Annotated in this window: 18 protein-coding genes; 7 read left to right on the top strand and 11 right to left on the bottom strand. The window is 44.3% G+C overall.

Going from position 1 to position 20,010, the window contains the following annotated elements; all coding sequences use genetic code 11:
* Positions 1-96: 96 nt before the first annotated feature.
* Together ACX6CI_RS04680 and yhbY are read left to right on the top strand one after the other, a co-directional pair.
* Positions 97-1,299, top strand: coding sequence for a TraB/GumN family protein (locus ACX6CI_RS04680; protein WP_458777012.1), 1,203 nt, complete (start codon positions 97-99; stop codon positions 1,297-1,299).
* A gap of 191 nt (positions 1,300-1,490) precedes the next feature.
* Positions 1,491-1,826, top strand: a complete 336-nt coding sequence (yhbY, locus tag ACX6CI_RS04675) for a ribosome assembly RNA-binding protein YhbY (protein ID WP_458777011.1) — start codon at positions 1,491-1,493, stop codon at positions 1,824-1,826.
* A gap of 29 nt (positions 1,827-1,855) precedes the next feature.
* Here yhbY and ACX6CI_RS04670 read toward each other — a convergent pair whose 3' ends face one another.
* The 11 genes from ACX6CI_RS04670 to ACX6CI_RS04620 all read right to left on the bottom strand — a co-directional run bounded on the left by ACX6CI_RS04670 (position 1,856) and on the right by ACX6CI_RS04620 (position 13,596).
* Positions 1,856-2,623, bottom strand: coding sequence for an MBL fold metallo-hydrolase (locus tag ACX6CI_RS04670; RefSeq protein ID WP_458777010.1), 768 nt, complete (start codon positions 2,621-2,623; stop codon positions 1,856-1,858).
* Position 2,624: 1 nt separating this feature from the next.
* Complete coding sequence (gene dut, locus ACX6CI_RS04665) at positions 2,625-3,086, bottom strand: dUTP diphosphatase (RefSeq protein WP_458777009.1); 462 nt, start codon at positions 3,084-3,086, stop codon at positions 2,625-2,627.
* A 222-nt stretch (positions 3,087-3,308) separates the two neighbouring features.
* Positions 3,309-5,390 (bottom strand): polyribonucleotide nucleotidyltransferase, encoded by a 2,082-nt coding sequence (pnp, locus tag ACX6CI_RS04660; protein WP_458777008.1) that lies wholly within the window; start codon positions 5,388-5,390, stop codon positions 3,309-3,311.
* Positions 5,391-5,583: 193 nt separating this feature from the next.
* The gene (gene rpsO / locus ACX6CI_RS04655; RefSeq protein WP_458777007.1) at positions 5,584-5,853 is read right to left on the bottom strand and encodes a 30S ribosomal protein S15; all 270 of its coding nucleotides are present in this window, start codon (positions 5,851-5,853) and stop codon (positions 5,584-5,586) included.
* A 263-nt stretch (positions 5,854-6,116) separates the two neighbouring features.
* Positions 6,117-6,869 (bottom strand): tRNA pseudouridine(55) synthase TruB, encoded by a 753-nt coding sequence (truB, locus tag ACX6CI_RS04650; RefSeq protein ID WP_458777006.1) that lies wholly within the window; start codon positions 6,867-6,869, stop codon positions 6,117-6,119.
* Between the two features lie 35 nt (positions 6,870-6,904).
* Positions 6,905-7,915, bottom strand: coding sequence for a DHH family phosphoesterase (locus ACX6CI_RS04645; protein ID WP_458777005.1), 1,011 nt, complete (start codon positions 7,913-7,915; stop codon positions 6,905-6,907).
* Positions 7,884-8,306, bottom strand: a complete 423-nt coding sequence (rbfA, locus tag ACX6CI_RS04640; RefSeq protein ID WP_458777004.1) for a 30S ribosome-binding factor RbfA — start codon at positions 8,304-8,306, stop codon at positions 7,884-7,886. Before rbfA ends, ACX6CI_RS04645 begins: the two co-directional genes overlap by 32 nt.
* A 190-nt stretch (positions 8,307-8,496) precedes the next feature.
* Positions 8,497-11,310, bottom strand: coding sequence for a translation initiation factor IF-2 (infB, locus tag ACX6CI_RS04635; protein WP_458777003.1), 2,814 nt, complete (start codon positions 11,308-11,310; stop codon positions 8,497-8,499).
* Positions 11,311-11,406: 96 nt separating this feature from the next.
* Positions 11,407-11,634 (bottom strand): YlxR family protein, encoded by a 228-nt coding sequence (locus ACX6CI_RS04630; RefSeq protein ID WP_458778436.1) that lies wholly within the window; start codon positions 11,632-11,634, stop codon positions 11,407-11,409.
* The gene (nusA, locus tag ACX6CI_RS04625) at positions 11,615-13,063 is read right to left on the bottom strand and encodes a transcription termination factor NusA (protein ID WP_458777002.1); all 1,449 of its coding nucleotides are present in this window, start codon (positions 13,061-13,063) and stop codon (positions 11,615-11,617) included. The genes ACX6CI_RS04630 and nusA overlap by 20 nt, the downstream gene beginning before the upstream one ends.
* A 77-nt stretch (positions 13,064-13,140) precedes the next feature.
* Positions 13,141-13,596: a ribosome maturation factor RimP gene (locus ACX6CI_RS04620; protein ID WP_458777001.1), complete on the bottom strand. Its 456-nt coding sequence runs from the start codon at positions 13,594-13,596 to the stop codon at positions 13,141-13,143.
* Between the two features lie 712 nt (positions 13,597-14,308).
* Between ACX6CI_RS04620 and ACX6CI_RS04615 the strand changes: the two genes are divergently transcribed.
* From ACX6CI_RS04615 to ACX6CI_RS04595, 5 genes are all read left to right on the top strand, one after another.
* A complete protein-coding gene (locus ACX6CI_RS04615; RefSeq protein WP_458777000.1) occupies positions 14,309-16,762 on the top strand; it encodes a DNA topoisomerase III in 2,454 nt (817 codons plus the stop codon).
* A gap of 35 nt (positions 16,763-16,797) precedes the next feature.
* Positions 16,798-17,175: a ribosome silencing factor gene (gene rsfS, locus ACX6CI_RS04610; protein WP_458776999.1), complete on the top strand. Its 378-nt coding sequence runs from the start codon at positions 16,798-16,800 to the stop codon at positions 17,173-17,175.
* A gap of 47 nt (positions 17,176-17,222) precedes the next feature.
* Positions 17,223-18,638, top strand: a complete 1,416-nt coding sequence (thrC, locus tag ACX6CI_RS04605) for a threonine synthase (protein ID WP_458776998.1) — start codon at positions 17,223-17,225, stop codon at positions 18,636-18,638.
* A 341-nt stretch (positions 18,639-18,979) separates the two neighbouring features.
* Positions 18,980-19,171 carry a twin-arginine translocase TatA/TatE family subunit gene (tatA, locus tag ACX6CI_RS04600; RefSeq protein ID WP_458776997.1) on the top strand — a complete coding sequence of 64 codons (192 nt, stop codon included), beginning with the start codon at positions 18,980-18,982 and terminating at the stop codon, positions 19,169-19,171.
* A 141-nt stretch (positions 19,172-19,312) separates the two neighbouring features.
* On the top strand, positions 19,313-19,567 hold the full coding sequence (locus ACX6CI_RS04595) for a Sec-independent protein translocase subunit TatA/TatB (protein WP_458776996.1): 255 nt from the start codon (positions 19,313-19,315) through the stop codon (positions 19,565-19,567).
* Positions 19,568-20,010 lie beyond the last annotated feature (443 nt).

Genomic DNA, 20,010 nt, shown 5'->3' with positions numbered 1-20,010 from the left:
AATACATGACGATCTCTACCTTGCAGCTGAGACTATTCATCGTCAATCGTCTTTCTCCACTTGGAGCTTTATCAATTTTTGACCGCAGATAATACAATGTTAACGAGTGAAACACCTATTCCAGCTCATGAATATTCAAGCGATGTTCATACAGTAACCCTGGACGACAGAACCTTTATTATAGTTGGAACAGCACATATATCGCAGGAATCTGTCAAACTGGTCGAACAAGTCATTGAGCAGGAAAAGCCAGACTGTGTATGTATTGAGCTCGATGACAAACGATATCAAGCGCTTACCCAGAAGAAAAAATGGGAAAAACTTGACCTCAAGACCATTGTAAAGAACAAACAACTCTCCACCCTGCTCGTTCAACTCTTGATGGGATCCTATCAAAAAAGATTAGGTGGAAAACTTGGGGTCACCCCCGGTGCTGAACTTTTGATGGCCGCAAATACCGCAAAAAAATTACAGATCCCCATTAGTCTGTGCGACCGCGATGTACGCATCACACTCAGAAGAGCATGGAAATCCACTTCATTTTGGAAGAAGGGGTATCTCCTTACCTCGCTTCTTGCCAGTGCCTTTGACAAAACTGAGGTTTCTGAAGAAAAGTTACAGGAGTTAAAACAAAAGGATGTGCTGACGGAGCTTATGGACGAGATGGGGAGTTCACTTCCTGATCTAAAGCGTGTACTCATCGATGAAAGGGATATCTATCTCAATGAGAAGATAAAGTCATCCCTTGGTACGCGGATAGTAGCCGTGGTAGGCGCTGGACACGTTGCTGGTATGAAAAAAGCCTTTAGTGAGGACAATAAGGCAAAACTCGAAGAAATTACCAGCATCCCACCTGTATCTAAAGTTTTTAAGTTCATCGGCTGGTTAATTCCCGCTCTTATTATTGGATCTTTAGTAGTAATTGGCAGTCAAAAAGGTGCTTCAGTTGCCGGTGAAAACCTGCTGTTTTGGGTCATTGCAAATGGTGTACCCTGCTCCATAGGTGCTCTTCTTGCGCTTGCACACCCTCTCACCATCCTGAGTTCCTTTCTGGCAGCTCCAATTACAAGTTTAACTCCCGTAATCGGTGCAGGATATGTAGCTGCCTTTGTACAGGTTTTAACCTGTCCACCCGTGGTTAAAGAATTCCAAACCGCAGGCGATGACGTCAGTACTATTAAGGGATGGTGGAAGAATCGGCTTTTGCGTGTATTTCTTGTATTCCTCCTCACCGGTCTCGGTTCATCCATTGGAACCTGGGTTGGAGGATACGAAATATTTACCAATCTTATTAATTAGTGCCTTCGTCTTAAAAACCTGTCATAACAAACAGGGTAGGTATCCCGGCTTATTTTCTCATTTACCGGGTGGGTAGTAATGTTGTCTGAGCAACCTGTTTACATAACAGGGTGCTTTTTTTTAAACAGAATCAATACGTGACAGATCGAGAATGATCTCCGTAATTTTACATTAAGGAATAACAACAGAAGATGTCAGAAAACAAAAAGACTGAGCCTCTAACCCTCAGCACCAAGCAGAAACAGTATCTCAAAGGACTCGCCCACCCACTCAACCCGCTCGTTCAGGTTGGTAAAGAGGGCCTAAGCCCTGGACTCATCACCATGACCAGCCAGGAATTAAAGCACCATGAGCTCATAAAGGTGAAGCTGGGACAAAACAGTGGGCTCGACAAACATGAGGCTTCGGTTGAAATTGCAGAACGAACAGGAAGCACCCTGGTGCAACTAATAGGTAAAACTGTTGTCCTCTATAAGGCAAATCCTAAAATAGCTAAAGACAAGAGAATTTATATACCTAAGAAGTAAACGGTATAGCCTTTCATGAAATATGTGGGCTAGAGCTGTAATAATGGCATTGCACTATCTTGAGTTGCAATATGCAGGTTAACACCTGAATTACATTTGAGGCTGCCCTCGGCGGCCTCTCTAGCCAACTCTACTGTGTTGTTCTTTTCACTGAGGTGAGCAAGAACCACCTCCCTCACTGAACCCTCCATAAGATCTTTTAAGAAATCAGCTGCATCATCATTGGATAAATGCCCTCGACTCGATCTGACCCTTTGCTGCAAGGGGAGAGGATATGGCCCATATTTTAGCATTTCAAGATCATGGTTAAACTCTAAAATAATACCATTGCAAGAGAGCAGCCGCTGTGCCATCAGATGAGACACCTTGCCAGTATCTGTAAGATAGCCTAATCGTTTCTCACCATCTGAGATAACATATCCTACAGGGTCTGCAGTATCGTGGGAAATACGAAAGGAGCGAATCTGAAGTTCGCCCACCTCCACAACCTCCCCCACTGAACATATTGTGGTATCGCTTAGTTTTCCAAGTTTAGCAGACGCTGACTCCAGTGTCAGATCATTAATAATAAGGGGCATCTCATAACGCCGAGACAGCACACCTGCCCCACAAATATGATCATTATGCTCATGGGTTATGCACAATGCATTAATGTCTGTGAGGCACCGATTAATGGACTCCATACGCCTTTGCATTTCTTTACCTGAAAAACCAGCGTCAATGAGAATCGAAGTGTTGCCACTCTCCACATACACCGCATTGCCTCTGCTGCCACTTCCTAGAACTGAAAATCGCATGCTAGACTCCAGTGTGGCCAAAACCACCGGTTCCACGATCTGTGAGATCCAGTACATCCACCGCCATAAGCTCTGCTCGTGCAACAGGGGCCAGGACCATCTGGGCAATACGTGTCCCTCGTACAACCGTGTACCTTTGCTTACCATGGTTAATGAGTGGAACTTTAACTTCTCCCCTATAATCAGAGTCAATGGTACCCGGACTATTGATCAGGGTTATACCATATTTCACAGCCAGACCACTTCTAGGTCGCACCTGAATTTCATAACCTACTGGGATAGCCACTGCAAAGCCTGTGGAAATAAGAGCAATATCACCAGGCTCAATCATCACATCTTCTGTTCCTGCAGCCCTGATATCGAGACCTGCTGAGCCAATGGTCTCATACTGAGGTAACTGCAAATCACATTGATCTGCTGGAAGTAGCCAACGAAACTGTACTTGCACACGTTTTGTTTCCATAACTTTATATGCTGTAATCTTTTTTAGAATATTCTGACTTCACGATCCAGGAAGATGAGAAAATATACCGGAATAAGTGCCTTGGGTGCACTGTGTACACTCCGATTTCAACCATTATACTTGAATAGTTACAAACTTAGTTTTAAGGGAGGAGAAAGGCACTAAAAAAAAAGGCCGACTCCTCATACAAGAAGTCGGCCTAAAACTACTATAGAAAAGAATTTACTCCTTTTCTAAAAGGGCTTTACGACTAAGACGAATACGTCCACGGTTATCCACGTCCAGCACCTTAACCTCAATGACGTCACCCTCACTTACCACATCGGTAACCTTGGCTACACGGGCATGATCAAGTTCTGAAATGTGAACCAACCCATCGGTACCCGGGAGGATTTCAACAAAGGCGCCAAAGTCTTTGATGGTCTTAACAGTACCCGTATAGGTAGCTCCCACCTCAGCTTCAGCAGTTATAGCTTTGATCTTCTCAAGAAGGTCGTTAGCACGCTCACCACTCAGGGCAAAGATCTTAACAAGACCGCTGTCGTCAACCTCAATCTTGGCATCAAATTCAGCAGACATTTCCTTGATGATTTTTCCACCAGGTCCAATGATATCGCGAATCTTATCCGGATTGATTTTGTGAACCATGTACTTAGGAGCATGATCCGCAACGGCATCACGGGCAGCTGCAATACCTTTTTCCATCTCGTTTAAGATATGCAGGCGACCATCTTTTGCCTGATTAAGCGCAGTGCCCATGATATCACGGTCAACACCATCAATCTTGATATCCATCTGCAGAGAAGTAATACCATCGCAGGTACCAACAACCTTGAAGTCCATATCACCCAAGTGATCTTCATCGCCGAGAATATCAGAGAGAATGGCAATCTTATCGCCTTCTTTGATAAGTCCCATGGCAATACCAGAAACAGGTCGTTTAATAGGAACACCGGCATCCATCATTGCCATACTACCGCCACAGACACTGGCCATGGAAGATGAGCCGTTTGACTCAAGTATCTCAGAAACCACACGGATTGAGTATGGAAAATCCTCTTCACTCGGGAGTACAGCTTCAAGTCCACGGGTAGCAAGGGTACCATGACCTACATCTCTTCTGGATGGTCCACGCAGCATACGAGCCTCACCAACACAGTATGGAGGAAAGTTGTAATGGAGCATGAAGCGTCTATTTTCTTCACCGTTTAAGGTTTCTACACGCTGCTTGTCTCTTTCGCTACCAAGGGTAGTGGAAACCAGAGCCTGGGTCTCACCTCTCGTAAAAAGAGCAGAACCGTGGGTCTTAGGCAGATACTCAGTCTCGCAGTTAATATCGCGGATTTCATCAAACTTTCTTCCGCCAATTCTGATCTCATCATTAACGGTTTTACTGCGCATGTAAGATTTTTTGAAAGAAGATAACAGATCCTTGATTTCACCACTATTTTCACCTTCAGGATCTAATGTAGCAAGAACTTCATCTTTCAATACGTCATACACATCACCACGCTCCAGCTTATCATTGGTTGTGTAGACCTTTTCCATGCCTGCAGCAGCAACTTCTTTAATTTTTGCAAGAAGCTCTTCATTAATTTCAGGCTCTACAACTTCTCTTTTGGTCTTGCCAGAAGATTTCTGCAGCTCTTCCTGAATGTCCAGAAGCGGTTGAAGATTATCAAAGGCGTAAAAGATACCTGACAGTACCTCATCTTCGCTCAGCTCATCGGCCTTACCTTCAACCATAACGATTGCCTTTCTGGTACAGGCAACCACGATATCCATTGCTGATTTTTCCAGTTCTGCAACGGTTGGGTTTAATACGTATTTACCATCTATAAAACCTATACGGCCACCGGCAACAGGGCCAGCAAAAGGTATATTTGAAAGGGACAAGGCCGCAGATGCACCGGTCAATGCCAATACATCAGGGAGGATCTGCTGATCCGCTGAGAGTACGGTTGCGATAACCTGTGTTTCTGCTCTATACCCTTTAGGGAATAGAGGTCGCAGGGGACGGTCAATGATTCTGCAGGTAAGAACCTCATTATCACTTGGACGACCAATTTCACGACGAAAGTAGTTACCGGGGATTCGACCAACGGCAGCAAGTTTTTCCTGATATTCGATGGTAAGGGGTAAAAAATCTATATCAGCGCGAGCCTTACTCGCACCTACTGCTGTAACAAGGACAACAGTCTCGCCAGAGCGAATAACGATAGAACCTGATGCTTGCTTGGCAATTTTGCCAGTTTCGATGGAAATTACCTTACCACCGATTTCGGTTTCAACTTTTGTAAACATGTTTTCTCCAGATGTGTAGCATCAGGGAAAAGGCGCAGCGCCAATTTTTCTGACTGGATTATCCACCAGCCCCGTATGCTTTTATTTCGGTTTTCCTGAACAACAAAACCTCAAACAGTTCTATTAGGGAACTGTTTGAGGCATAAGACGGCACTGTGCCAGAACTTGCAATTTGGAGGACAACGTAAAAATATTACTTACGCAGACCTAGTTCAGCAAGAATTGTTCTGTACTTTGCGATATCTTTCTTTTTCAAATAATCAAGAAGGCTACGACGTTGACCTACAAGCTTAAGCAGACCTTGTCTTGAGTGATGATCCTTCTTGTGGGTCTTGAAGTGCTCTGTAAGATACTGAATACGATCAGTAAGAAGAGCTATTTGTACTTCAGAAGATCCTGTATCGGTAGGATGGATCTTGAACTTTTCGATTATCTCATTTTTTTTAACTGCTGATTGTACCACGACAATCCTCCTGAAACTGTATATTTGAATATAGTTATTTTAAATTCTTCACCAGCTCTATTGTATAGCCGGTTTTACTTCTCGACAACAGGTGATTTACTAAATGGTGGCGAACCCAGCAAATCAATGTGCACCTTAAAATTACGTTTACTACTGATATTACACGATTTTTCTAAGATACGCGCCTCGGATAATTAGATGATTACCCAGGCGAGATACTTTTTTATAAAAATTGTCACGGACACACTAGTCAACTCAGGTGATTATTGCAACAATTTAGCGACGTCTTCTACACTTATCATCTTCTTTAGGCAGTGATCAAGACCATTCTCAGATGTTAACTCGTCCCAACTCACAGCATTTTCGACCAGAAACCTCCCACTTTTTGTCCTGCGCAGGGCAGTAAGATAGGCTCCACAACCAAGAGCAGCACCAATGTCTGCTGCAAGTGTTCGTATATAGGTTCCCTTGCTGCAAACGACTCGAATCTGTAAATCTGCCTCAATTCCGCTCAGGTCAGAGTCACCATCAGTACGCTCGAGGGCACTGATATTTATTTCTCGGGCTTCCTTTTCTATTTTAATCCCCTTACGGGCATAATAATAGAGCGGCTTCCCCTTATGCTTTAGGGCCGAATATGCAGGCGGTACCTGTAACTGTACTCCCCTGAACCTTTCAAGACAAGCCTCAATGGTCCCAGCGGATAACTCACCCACATCAGTGCGGGCAACAACCTCGCCTTCAGTATCGAGGGTTTCTGTTTCCACACCGAGACGAAGGGTGGCAAGATACTCTTTTTCTCCATCCATAAACTGAGAAATCAGTTTCGTGGCTTGCCGGCCGGCACAAACTATGAGCAAACCAGTTGCAAAAGGATCCAGAGTACCTGCATGACCGACCTTCTTCATACCAAGCACTTTTCTCATCCTACCGACAACACCAAAGGAGCTGATATCCACAGGCTTATCGATTAAAAACACCCCGGCTTCAACAGCACCTACTTTAGTTGCATCCATAGTATATCAGTTAAAATCTTTTATCACAGGTGGGATTAGTTACGAGCAACTACCTGCTGGAGGGCGTTATGCACTTCGTCGCGAACCTGCTTTATGGATTTGTCCTGGCAACGAAAACCTGCAGCGTTTTTATGACCACCACCACAGAACTGCTTGGCGATTTCGGCCACATCACACTGACCTTTTGCCCGCATGCTGACAGAGATCATACCATTCTGGGATTCCTTAAGTAGTACTGCAACCTTCACAGAGATAAGGGACCTTGGCAGGTCGATGAAACCTTCAACATCCTGTAGCGTTGCCCCACTCTTATTAATCATCTTTCTGGTTACAGACATAAAAGCAATCTGATCATCATCATGCAGAGTAATTGAACCAAGAACCAGCTCCATCAATTTGAGTCGTTCCTTGGTATAATTATCATAGAGATAACTACCAACCTGATGGGGTTTAACACCCATGCCGATAAGCTGACCCGCTATCTCCATAGTTCGCTTTCCGGTACACTCATAGCGAAAAGAACCTGTATCAGTACAGATTGCGACATAGAGATTAAACGCTGCGCCATAGGGAAGCGTACCACCTAAAAGAAGTCCCAGCTCATAGACCATCTCTCCGGTTGAGGAGCAGGAAGGATCAACCCAGCGACCGGTTCCAAAATCACGGTGGGACTGGTGATGATCAATAACCCAGAAGGGAGTTGATGACAGAGCTGTATTCTTAAGAGAACCAAGCCTATCATCGTCTCCGCAATCAAGAGCAATACTCACCACGTCCTTGCCTGCACCATCCATGAAATCATTAAAGTCTTCTAGACTCGTATTGATTTTGTCAGTATCCTGAAGGAATTCGTACAGGTGGGAAACAGGCTCTTCTAAAAGACAAAAGACATTTTTACCGAGGCTTTCAAGGTGGGTTGCCATCCCAAGTATAGATCCCAGCGCATCTCCGTCCGGGTGGGAGTGGGTAAATAGGGCAATATTAGACGCGCCCTGAATATCCAAGACGATCTGCTCAGGAATCTTCCGTTGAGGACTTTCGCTCATCTGCTATTTCCTTGAAAATTTCATCAAGCTCGGCAACCTTTTCAGCAACATTGTCATAATGAAACTGAATTGCAGGAGTAAATCGTAAATTGAGGGTCTTGGCTATATGACTGCGCATAAATCCAGTGGCTCGCTGGAAACCTTTTTCGGCCTCGCGGATTTCTTTTTTATCTCCAAAGACGGTGAAAAATATCTTTGCCTGGCTCAAATCATCTGTAACTTCAACCCGTGAGATTGTGACAGGGTGAAGCCTGGGATCTCCAACTTTACTCACAAGCAACATAGACAGTTCTGTACGAATCGCCTCTGCTACCCTTGAAGATCTCTTCTGTTCATTTTTACCGCCAACTCCAATGGAGTCAAGCGTTTGTTTTGGATCTAATACTGACACTGCCGTAACCTCTTATGAGCACTTTAAAAATTCAATTCTTGATATTATGAATTCATTTTAAGAAAGTACTTATCCCGGCTTACTTATCGTTTACCGGGGTTAGTATCTTGGGAACCCATGCCTGTTCAATGCATCATGAATTCCCATAACGTACGTATATCTATCCTGACTCGTGTCCTGTTTACGAGGATTAGAGAGTGGCTTCAACTTCGTTCATGATGAATGCTTCAAGATTATCACCAATCTTGAGATCATTAAACTTCTCTACGCCGATACCACACTCGTATCCGGACATAACTTCTTTAACATCATCTTTGAAGCGTCTCAACGATTCGATCTTTCCGGTGTAAACAACAACACCATCACGAAGTACACGAACCTGAGCAGATCGTAGAATCTTACCATCCAGAACATGACAACCCGCAATGACACCAATCTTTGGAACACTAAAGGTTTCACGAACCTCAGCAAGACCAATAACCTCTTCTTCAAAGGTAGGATCAAGCATTCCGACCATGGCTTTACGGATATCATCAAGAGCATGGTAGATGACGTCATAGGATCTGACATCAACATTCTCTTTTTCTGCAAGCTCTTTCACTTTTAGACTTGGGCGTACATTAAAACCAATGATAATGGCATCGGACGCTGAGGCCAATAGAATATCAGATTCAGTAACTGTTCCAGTACCCTCATGGAGGACTTTAACCTTAATCTCTTTTGTTGAGAGGTCTTCAGCAGCCTTGGCAAAGGCTTCGAGGGTTCCCTGAACATCAGAACGAAGCACGACTTTCAGTTCCTGAACATCCCCTTCACTCATCTGCTCAAAGAGCTTATCAAGGGAGATCTTAGTGTGGGCACCAAGATCTGACTCACGTGCTTTGAGCGATCGAACCTGGGCAACATTCTTAGCCATCTTATCGTCAGTTACAACAATGAACTCGTCGCCAGCACTCGGAACACCTGTGAGACCTTGCACTTCCACAGGAATTGCAGGTCCCGCTTCGCCAAGCGGCCGACCTTTATCATCGAGCATCGCACGAACCTTACCAGCGAATTGGCCCACAACAAAGTGTTCTCCAGGACGCAAGGTACCATCCTGGATAAGTACAGTTGCAACTGGACCACGACCTTTATGGAGTTGAGCCTCAACAACACGGCCTCTCGCCTTTCTGGTCTTATCAGCCTTAAGTTCCTGAATCTCAGCTAAAAGCTGAATGTTCTCCATGAGGTTATCGATACCAATATTTCCCTTGGCAGATGTTTCGCAGTACATCGTTTGACCGCCCCAGTCTTCCGGCATAAGGTCAAGTTCCGAGAGCTCACGTTTAACCCTGTCAACATCGGCATTGTCCTTATCGATCTTATTCACGGCAACTATAATTGGTACATCTGCTGCCTGGGCGTGACGGATAGCCTCACGGGTCTGATCCATTACACCATCATCAGCTGCCACAACAAGGACAACAATATCTGTTACCTGGGCACCCCTTGAGCGCATTTCAGTAAACGCGGCATGACCTGGAGTATCTACAAAGGTAACATCTCCTGAAGCAGAACGAACATGATATGCACCGATATGCTGAGTAATACCACCCGCCTCACCATCTGCCACATCTGTCTTTCTAATGGCATCAAGGATAGAGGTTTTACCATGATCAACGTGCCCCATAACAGTTACAACCGGAGAACGTGGTGCAGTTTCTCCACCCTCTTCAGCTTCGCTTAAGAGCTGCATTCCGATCTCTTCCGTAACACCCTGCTCTACTTCGTAACCGAAGTCAGAGGCAATAATCATTGCGGTATCAGTATCTACCGGCTGATTAATGGTTGCCATTACACCAAGTGCCATCAGTTTTGCGATAACGTCACTTGCCTTTATTTTCATCTTAAGTGCGAGATCACCAACTGTAATGGTGTCATACACTTTAAAGCGTTTCTTGCTCGCCTTCATTTCTGAAGGAGGCATTACAACCTTGGCAGCTTTTTTCCCTTTTCTTCGACGACCACCATCTCTATTGGAGTAGTCATTGCCAAAGTGAGTGAATTTTACATTCTTCTGACCTTTCTTTCCGCCTCTGCGGGTATCTTTATTGCGGTCATCAGCTCCACCTGCTGCTCCCTTCTTACCTTTCTTTCTCGAACGGTCATCGGCTTGAGGCTCTGGTGGTGCTGGTGGACCTCCCGGCCCCCCTGCAGCAGGTCTTCTGACTGGTGCGGGCTTGCCAGGTTTTCTTTTCGGCCTGGAAGGTCTGCTTGGCTCTTCAGTCTTAGGCAATTCGATTGTACGAAGAACACGGGCCATTGGCTTTCTTTGAGGTTGGACTGGCTTGCCTGGTTTAGAAGCCTCTGCTTTTACTTGCTTAGCATCTGCTTTAGGCTTATCAGCGACCTTTGGCTCTTCAGCTTTTCCAGTCTCTTCTTTTACAGCTTCAACTGGTGGGGCCTCTGCAACTGGCTCCTGGCTCGCCTCTTTAGGCTCTTTTAGTACTTTAGGCTCTGGAGTCTCTTCCTGAACCTCTTGAGCGACGGAAGTATCTTCTGCTGTGGTTGCGGATACGTCCTCAACCTTAACTTCTTTTTTAACCTCTTCCTTAGCAGCTTCAGCAGCAGGCTCAGCTTTTTCAGCGACAGTCTCAACCTCTGGGGTTTCTGCAACCGCCTCTACTGGTTCAGCATTTTCGGAAGAATCAACAGCCTCAACAGATTCAGCAGACTCTTCAACCTCAGGTTCAACCTCTTCTTTCACTTTGGCACGCCTGCGGATTACGGTGGCTCTTCGTCTAATAATCGTTGAGCCCTCATTATCACTGTCAATACGTTTTTCAACAAGCTCGGTATTCGCCGATGTCAGAACAGTACTCCGTATTTTTTCTGCTGTTTCGTCATCAACCGAAGAACTGTGGCCTTTGATATCATATCCAAGGTCAATCAATTTATCAGTCAATGCTTTACTGCTCATGCCAGCCTCTTTGGCCAACTCATATACCCTAACTCTGCTCATCCTCTACTCCCGTATTGCATCGCAACAATCATTTGATCCATTAGCTTCTCGGTAATTACTCACTAAACCGAAATGAACCGTTTTAAATCTCTATATTTAAAGACGAAACAATCTTTTCCATTTTTTCGTTTTACCAAGAAGAAGTTCCACACATCGCTCGTTGTCACAACAGTAAGCCCCTCTACCCTGCCGTTTCTGACCGGGATCCTCCTGAACTGTATCGTTTTGCCAGACAAAACGCTTCAGTTCGTATTTGGGCTTTTTCAACCTACACGAGCAGCAAGTGCGCAAAGAGACTTTCTTATCAGGACTCTTCGCTCTCATCAGCATGCTTTTCTTCTACTTCAACAGCAACTTCGTTGTCAACCTCTGCTACCGACTCATCACTCTCGCCTGTTTCTTCAACAGCAACGTCCACCGGAGTGTCAGCTACTTCCTGTTCGACATCTGCAACATCTGCAGCAGGTTGATCAGAAGCCTCAGTCTTATCTGTAGCTTGTTCTTCAGTCTCTTCAGGTACAAAAGGATTTGCTTTTGCTTCGTCAATGAGTGCCTGGGCAAACTCTTCATCAATTGCTCTTAAAACCGTTAAGTCTTCTAGAGACTTCGTGGCTAGAACAGCAGTAGAGAATATTCCTTTACCGAGGAGCTGATCAGCAAGAGTCTCATCGACCCCCTTTAGCTTTAAAAGACTCTGATAACTTGGTTCCTGAAGATTTGCATAGCGCTGTTCACTTTTAACGTCAATACGCCAGCCAATAAGTTTGGATGCAAGACGAACATTCTGACCCTGCCTACCAATTGCCAGCGACAACTGATCGTTTGGAACAACGACCAAGAGTGAATTTGCATCTTCATCGGCCATAACCATACTGACATGGGCAGGGGCAAGAGCGTTGTACACATACTTTGCAGGATCCGGACTCCAGGTTACGATATCAATACGCTCACCCTGAAGTTCCTGGACAACGTTTTGCACGCGAGCACCTTTCATACCGACACAAGCACCTACCGGATCAACATCACTTTCAGAAGAACTCACAGCAATTTTAGCGCGAAAGCCAGGCTCACGACTGACACCCATTACGCGGACAATGCCTTCTCCCATCTCTGGAACTTCCATGTGAAAGAGCTTACCGAGGAATTCGTCACAGGTTCTGGAAAGAATCAGCTGTGAGTCACGGCTGGTCTGACGAACTTCTTTGAGGTAGGCACGAATCCGATCACCCTGTTTGAAGGAGCGTTTAGGAATCTGTTGATCTTTTGGCAAAATTGCATCTGTACGACCAAGATTAACAACCATATTACCACGTTCAAAACGTTGCACAATACCACTGACGACTTCACCGATGCGATCTTTGAACATATCGTAGATGACTTCGCGCTCTGCATCTTTCATGCGATGAATAATTACCTGCTTAGCAGATTGTGCTGCAATCCGACCAAGGTCAGTAATATTTTCCATCTTCTCGCCAAGCTCATCTCCAACCTGAACTTCAGGATCAAGCTTTTGTGCTTCAACAAGTTCAATTTCTGTCTGCTCGTCTTCTGCACCTTCTACAACTATACGAAATTGAAAAACTTCAACTTCACCAAATTCTTCGTTGTATCGAACTTCGATATCCCGACGACTACCAAACTTCTTTCTCGCTGCAGACTGGACCGCCTCTTCGATGGCCTCTATCAGTAATGTTTTATCAAAACCTCGATCCCTGCTTATCTGGTCGATTATACGTTTTAAATCTGATAGCATTCTATTACCCCGTCACTATGACTTTCATCTCCGAACATCGGAGTTACATCCATTGTTCTTAAAACAGCCCGTCCAGCTTAAATGGCCAACCTTGCCTTACTAAACATATCGTACGAAAACTGCATCGAACTCCCATCGGCAAGGGTCATGTTAATCATCTCTTCACCGACATCGCCAATAACACCTTCAAAAGTTTTCACTCCATCAATAGCATTATGTACCTTTACTCGAGCCTTCTTCCCTTCATTTTTTTTGAACTCTGCAATCGATCGCAACGGTCGTTCAAGTCCTGGTGAGGAAACCTCAAGATTATAAGCATGATCTATTACTTCTTCCACATCGAGGTATTGCCCGAGTTCCCGACTTACGTCAGTACAATGATCAAGGGAAATGCCTTCGGGTGAATCTATAAATACTCGTAAGACCCAGCCATGGGCCTCTGTCCTGAACTGCACATCAAAAAGTTCAAGTCCCATATCGGGAAGCAACTCTGCAAGATAGTCTTGAATTTTTTCTACAATCAATTCGCTCATAAACCTACCACCAACATGACTGCAGCCAATGAGGCTTTGCAGTTACCATCTCTAATATGCGGACACAAAAAAAAGCGGGCAATGCCCACTTCAAAAAAAGCCCCCCTGATACTGCTCGACAGGGAGGTATAACCATAACAGCTCTATCTTTAATGAAAGACATCTTCTTTCCAATTAAATCTTCTAGAACCATTAGCGGTAGAAAATTAACCACAGATCGGTAACTTTGTCAAGCCGAAAGGACCAACAGTTAAGCTATTTCTCATCGACTCCCACTATTTATTATCTGATTTTCAGTATTGATTGCAAACGGCAACGTCCTGTTTCAAATAGAATGTGAATTGGCTAAAACCTGCAGCATCCCAGGGAATTTTATACTCTGGACAGAGTATCCTTTGAAAAATATGTTTGACAAAGTTCAACTCGCACTATATTTAATCCTCTGTCTCAGCACGTTCCTGCTATCTTTTGTTACCCAGGACAATATGACTGTGTTGTACGCATATTGCTACCCCCGAAAACCGGCAAAAACCGGGATAAGTTCCTTGTAATATGAACTTAAGTGTATATTTCAACCAAAGTTTTTCTTGCTCTTTTATCACATTATTTGGGAATAGGGCGCTACATGCATTACATTTTCCCACTTCAGCAACCGATATTGTAGCTGCTATTCAACAAGAATAGTTTTTATACATTCTTTAAAAGCATTTTTATGACCAATAAAACCTTAATTATTGCAGAAAAGCCCAGTGTGGCCGGAGACCTTGCAAAGGTACTTCCTGGAAAATTCACAAAAAATAAAACACATTACGAAGGAGACAATCATGTTGTCTCGTTTGCAATAGGCCACCTTGTCTCCATATGCTACCCGGAGGAGATCAATCCTGCGTTTCAGAAATGGGACATGGCTAACCTGCCTATTTTACCGGAGGAATTCCCCCTTAAAGGACTAGATGGAACAAAATCCCAACTTAATGCCCTGCAAAAACTGATACGAAGAAAAGACATTACCGAGATTGTCAACGCCTGTGATGCAGGGCGTGAAGGTGAACTCATCTTCAAATACATTGTCAAATATGTCTGGAACAATTCTGTTGCCAAAAAGTCTTTTAAACGACTCTGGCTGCAGTCAATGACCACAGATGCTATTAAAACCGCGTTTGATTCTCTTCGCGACAACGACGAGATGGTCTCTCTTGAGGATACTGCACTTTGTAGATCAGAATCCGACTGGCTCATTGGTATTAATGCAACGAGAGCACTCACCGGTTTTAATTCAAGACGGGGTGGATTTTTTCTCACCCCATGTGGGCGTGTACAGACCCCGACCCTGTCACTTATCGTCAAAAGAGAACGTGCCAGAATGGAGTTTGTCTCAAAGCCCTTCTGGACACTCCGTGCTACATTTGATTTTTCCACTGGATCCTACGAGGGCAAATGGATTGACACTGAGTTCAGCAAGGACCCAAAAGATGCCCATAAAAAGGCAGACCGACTCTGGAAAACAGAAGACGCAGATGCGCTTATACATAAGTGCGCAGGAAAAGTTGCTGATGTAACAGAAGAGAGTAAAAAGACGACCCAAAGCTCGCCTCCACTCTATGATTTGACCTTACTGCAAAGAGAGGCCAACTCACGCTTTGGTTTTTCAGCTAAAAACACTCTTTCCATTGCCCAGGCACTCTACGAGAGACACAAGGTTCTCACCTACCCTCGTACCGATTCCAAGCACCTGCCTGAAGATTATGTCCCTACTGTTAAAAAGACGATTAAGAATCAGACCGACTGGAAACTTGGTAAATATGCTCAAGTTGCCCTCGACAATAAATATATAAAGCCGACGAAAAAAATCTTTAATAACGCAAAGATTTCTGATCACCATGCGATCATCCCTACTACCCATCTGCCTTCAAACCTCTCTGAACCCGAAGAAAAGATTTATAAACTCGTCGTTCAACGGTTTCTCGCTGTATTTTTCCCAGCCGCGCAATTTTTGAATACCAAGCGCTATTCAGTTGTGGAAAAAGAGACCTTTCTCACCGAAGGAAAGATACTCCTTGAGGCTGGCTGGAAGGCAATATACGGCACCGACAAGGGTGACGGCAAAGACAAGGTTCTCACTCAACTTCCGGAAAATGCGGCAGTTACCTGCGAAGGTGTAGAAAAGGATGAGCACGCGACGACGCCTCCCACACGCTTTAATGAGGCAACGCTTCTTTCTGCCATGGAGAACTCTGACAAACTTATATCAGATGACGAACTGGCCGATGCAATGAAAGAACGGGGTCTTGGAACCCCAGCCACCCGTGCTGCCATCATTGAAAAACTTATCAATGAAAAATATGTGGTTCGTGAAGGTAAGGATCTTACCCCCACCGGTAAAGCCTTTGAGCTACTCTCTCTTCTTGAGGCAATGAAAATTGATGTTCTCGCCTCCCCTGAGATGACAGGTGAGTGGGAGTATAAACTTAATCAGATATTAAAAGGTGAGTTTACCCGCGATAAGTTCATGGCTGAAATTCGATCCATGACCCGGCACATCATTGATCAGGTAAAAAATTTCGAGTCTGAAGAAGTTCGACCGGAGGCTCCCTTTAGCCCGGTTAACGGCATCCATATGTTCAGCTCTCCCACTGCATATATTTCAGAGGACGAGAAGATCAGCATCAGGAAAATACTCGGAGGCAGGATGTTATCCGAAGATGATGTGGTTAATCTTTTAAAAGGCGAGACCATCGGACCATACAGTGACTTCCGCTCCAAGCGCGGAAAGCCCTTTACTGCCTCGGTCAAGCTCGCTAATAATAAAATTGAGTTTATGTTTGCCGACTCCATGGCCGACCTGGACATTGACGCAATCAAAAAGACAGAACATCTTGGTCTGTCCCCCATTGACAACACAAGGGTTTTCGAAACCCCCATGGCCTTTGTCTCTGAGTCAGCCCTTGATGGGGATACAAAAAAAGGACTACGAATAAGCAGAATCATACTCGCAAAAGAGCTAACTGCTGACAATATCAGACAACTTCTAACTGACGGCAAGACAGAACTTATCACAGGTTTTATCTCTAAACGAAAAAAACCCTTTGACGCCTACCTGATACTTGCTAAAACTGGTAAAGTTAGTTTTGAGTTTCCACCACGGAAATCAAAGCGCAAAGAATAATTTTAGTAACGCTCCCAAAATAATGGGAAAATATAATGAAACAGATTAAAAAAGAATTTATAGACAAGAGTGGTCATGATCTCGCACAGATATGTGCAGCTGCAGGTCTTGATACAAAAGCTGAAGAAGTAGTAATCCTTGATGTTCGTGGACTCACTACCTTCACCGAATATTTTGTAGTAATGAACGGCAAGTCAACCCGGCACGTTCAGGCCCTTGCTGAAGCCATCGAAGGTAAACTCCGCTCTAAGCGAGTTAAGGCTTCAAATGCTGAAGGTCTTCATGAAGGCATGTGGGTTCTTCTCGACTTTGATGATGTAGTTGTACATATTTTCTACCACGAGCAGAGAAAGTTTTACGACATTGAAGGTCTCTGGTCAGAGGCGAAGCAATTGGATGTTGAATCGGTATAACGACTCAATCAATAATCTTAGCTATAAAAAATAACTAATCGTCGATTATGCAATATCTAAGTACCAGGGGTGGAATTTCCCCGATTTCGTTTACGAAGGCTGTCATGATGGGGCTGGCCGAAGATGGTGGATTACTGCTTCCCCGAACCATTCCCCGTATTGGTAGCGACACTTTGACGTCCTGGAAGGAACTGAGCTACCCTGAACTGGCCTTTGAGATAATGTCGCGGTTTATCGACGACATTCCAGGCACTGACCTCCGGGACATCATTAACGCCTCCTACGCAAGCTTTTCATCTGAGCAGATAACTCCACTGGTCCACCATGGCGATTTCCATATTCTGGAACTCTTCCACGGTCCGACTCTTGCCTTCAAGGATGTTGCCCTGCAATTCCTCGGAAATCTCTTTGAGTATCTTCTGAAAAAAGACGAGTCAGTACTTAATATTATCGGCGCAACCTCCGGTGATACCGGTTCTGCAGCCATCTATGGTGTTCGTGGCAAGGAGAGGATTAACATCTTCATCCTCCACCCCCACCAGCGCGTCAGTGCAGTGCAGGAACGACAGATGACTACGGTTCTAGATGACAATGTATTCAATATTGCTATTGATGGTTCATTTGACGATGGACAGAGCATCGTCAAAAGGATTTTTAACGATATCGAGTTCAAAAACAAGCACCGATTAGGTGCCATCAACTCAATCAACTGGGCCCGGGTTCTTGCACAGGTTGTCTACTACGTACACAGCTGTATACATGTTGCAAACCACGAGAAAGACTCTTCGGTTGATTTTGCGATCCCTACAGGTAATTTCGGTGATATCTTCGCTGGATACATAGCGCGAAAAATGTTGCCACCCGGCACCATTCGCCAACTTATCCTTGCCAGTAACGATAACGATATTCTCAGCAGGTTTGTCAACGATGGCGATTACTCCCTCGGAGATGTAAAAATCACCACCAGTCCATCAATGGATATACAGGCCGCCTCAAATTTTGAGCGCTACCTCTACTACCTCATGGATAGCGATGCAGCAAAGACCAAAGAACTCATGGAAGAATTTGCCGAACATGGCAAGATAGACCTTTCCGGCTCCCAGGATCTCATTAAAAGGGACTTTGCAGCCCTTTCGGTTACAGAAGCAGAAGTCGCCGAAACCATTGCTTCCTTCCACGAAGAGTTTGGCTATATCCTCGACCCACACACCGCTGTAGGTGTTAAAGCTGCCACAAAACTCAAGACTGGTGGCGTGCCTATCGTTTGTCTGGCAACCGCACACCCTGCAAAATTTGGTGATGTTGTAGAACAGGCAATTAACACTCCACCTGAAATTCCGGAAAGTCTTAATGGAATTGAGAGCAAGGAAACACGGTGTAAACTTATGGCTGCTGATAAAAATGCCATACAGAACTATGTCGCTGAGCATTCACTATTTTCTAAGCCAAATCCCGATTCATAAGAAAAATAAATATGGATCCAGGTAAACAGCAGTTATAGTTCCTACGGGAATGTGGAAACTTGACAAGTTGCCGTGACTACTCTAATGTCATTTGCATTACTCGCGGCAACCTGGAAATAAGCTGGGACTTCTTTCAGTACTCGGTTGAGGGGTATAAGTACCTCAGGAGTAATTTTAAGTTCGCAATGTTAAAAGGTTCTCCAGTTTTCTCGGAGTCTACGCTACCTGTGTTTTAGGACAGGCTTTCAAGAGTAAGGTGCTAAGTAACTCAATCATTGCAATTAAAATGTACGCTTTTACAGCGCTCATATACTATTTTTATATTTACGTGAGGTAAGACTATGTTTGGACTCGGAATGCCAGAACTTGTTGTAATATTAGTGATAATTGTGATTATTTTTGGAGCTGGCAAGCTTCCCGAAATCGGATCTGGTATTGGAAAAGGCATCAAGAACTTTAAAGAGGCCACCAAAAAAGAAGACGATCCTAAAAAAATCGATGATGATGAAAAAGGACCTGACAGCCAGGCATAGATATCTTGTCCTCACCCCTTAAAAAACGACACAGTCTATTGCATCAACATTCATAATGCCAGAGACATTGTCGTAAAAAAAACGCTTAGATTAATCAATTTCACTTGTTTTCTGTGACAAGTGACGAGGAGAAAGAGACTCATGTTTGGACTTGGAACCCCTGAACTCATCGTCATACTCGGTATCGCCTTTCTCATCTTTGGCGGAAAAAAACTTCCCGAAATCGGATCTGGTCTAGGAAAGGCAATTACTTCGTTTAAACAGGGTATAAGTGACGTCGAAGAAGGCGGTAAAGACATAATCAATGATATACCAGGTGTTAAAGAAGTTGCAGAGGTTAAAGAAAAGGTTCAGAGTGTTAAAAACCTTGGAAAAATAGAGAATATTCTTAAATAGTATCCTATATCAATACGTTGTATTTTGGCAGATGACCCTTCTGGGTTATCTGCCGTTTTCTTTTACGCACTTCGTACCTCCCGTAATTCCCGCACCTCACCTCTCTTACCCCCTCTAATAACGGATTCCCTGATAATTGCCAATAAAATGTGACATATTTTTTTTGGCCATAGTCATACAGGACAAAACTAGACTATCCCACTGTTATTATGTGCTTCACAGCAACACGACACACCAATTCTTACATTTTTGTAACCTTAAAATCCGCTTTTATATAATATTTCATTATGGGGTATTATTGACTTTTTTGTAACAATACAGTAGAAAAACTATCTCGATTGTACGTTTTTGTCTTTGTTTATCCGGCATGAATCCCACTAGATCAACATCCGATAGACTTATTTTCCTGCCGTCAGGCATATCTCTTATACTCATCAGGAGAA

It is taken from the genome of Desulforhopalus glucosivorans (assembly GCF_054397165.1).
This window is presented reverse-complemented; position numbering and strand designations above follow the sequence as displayed.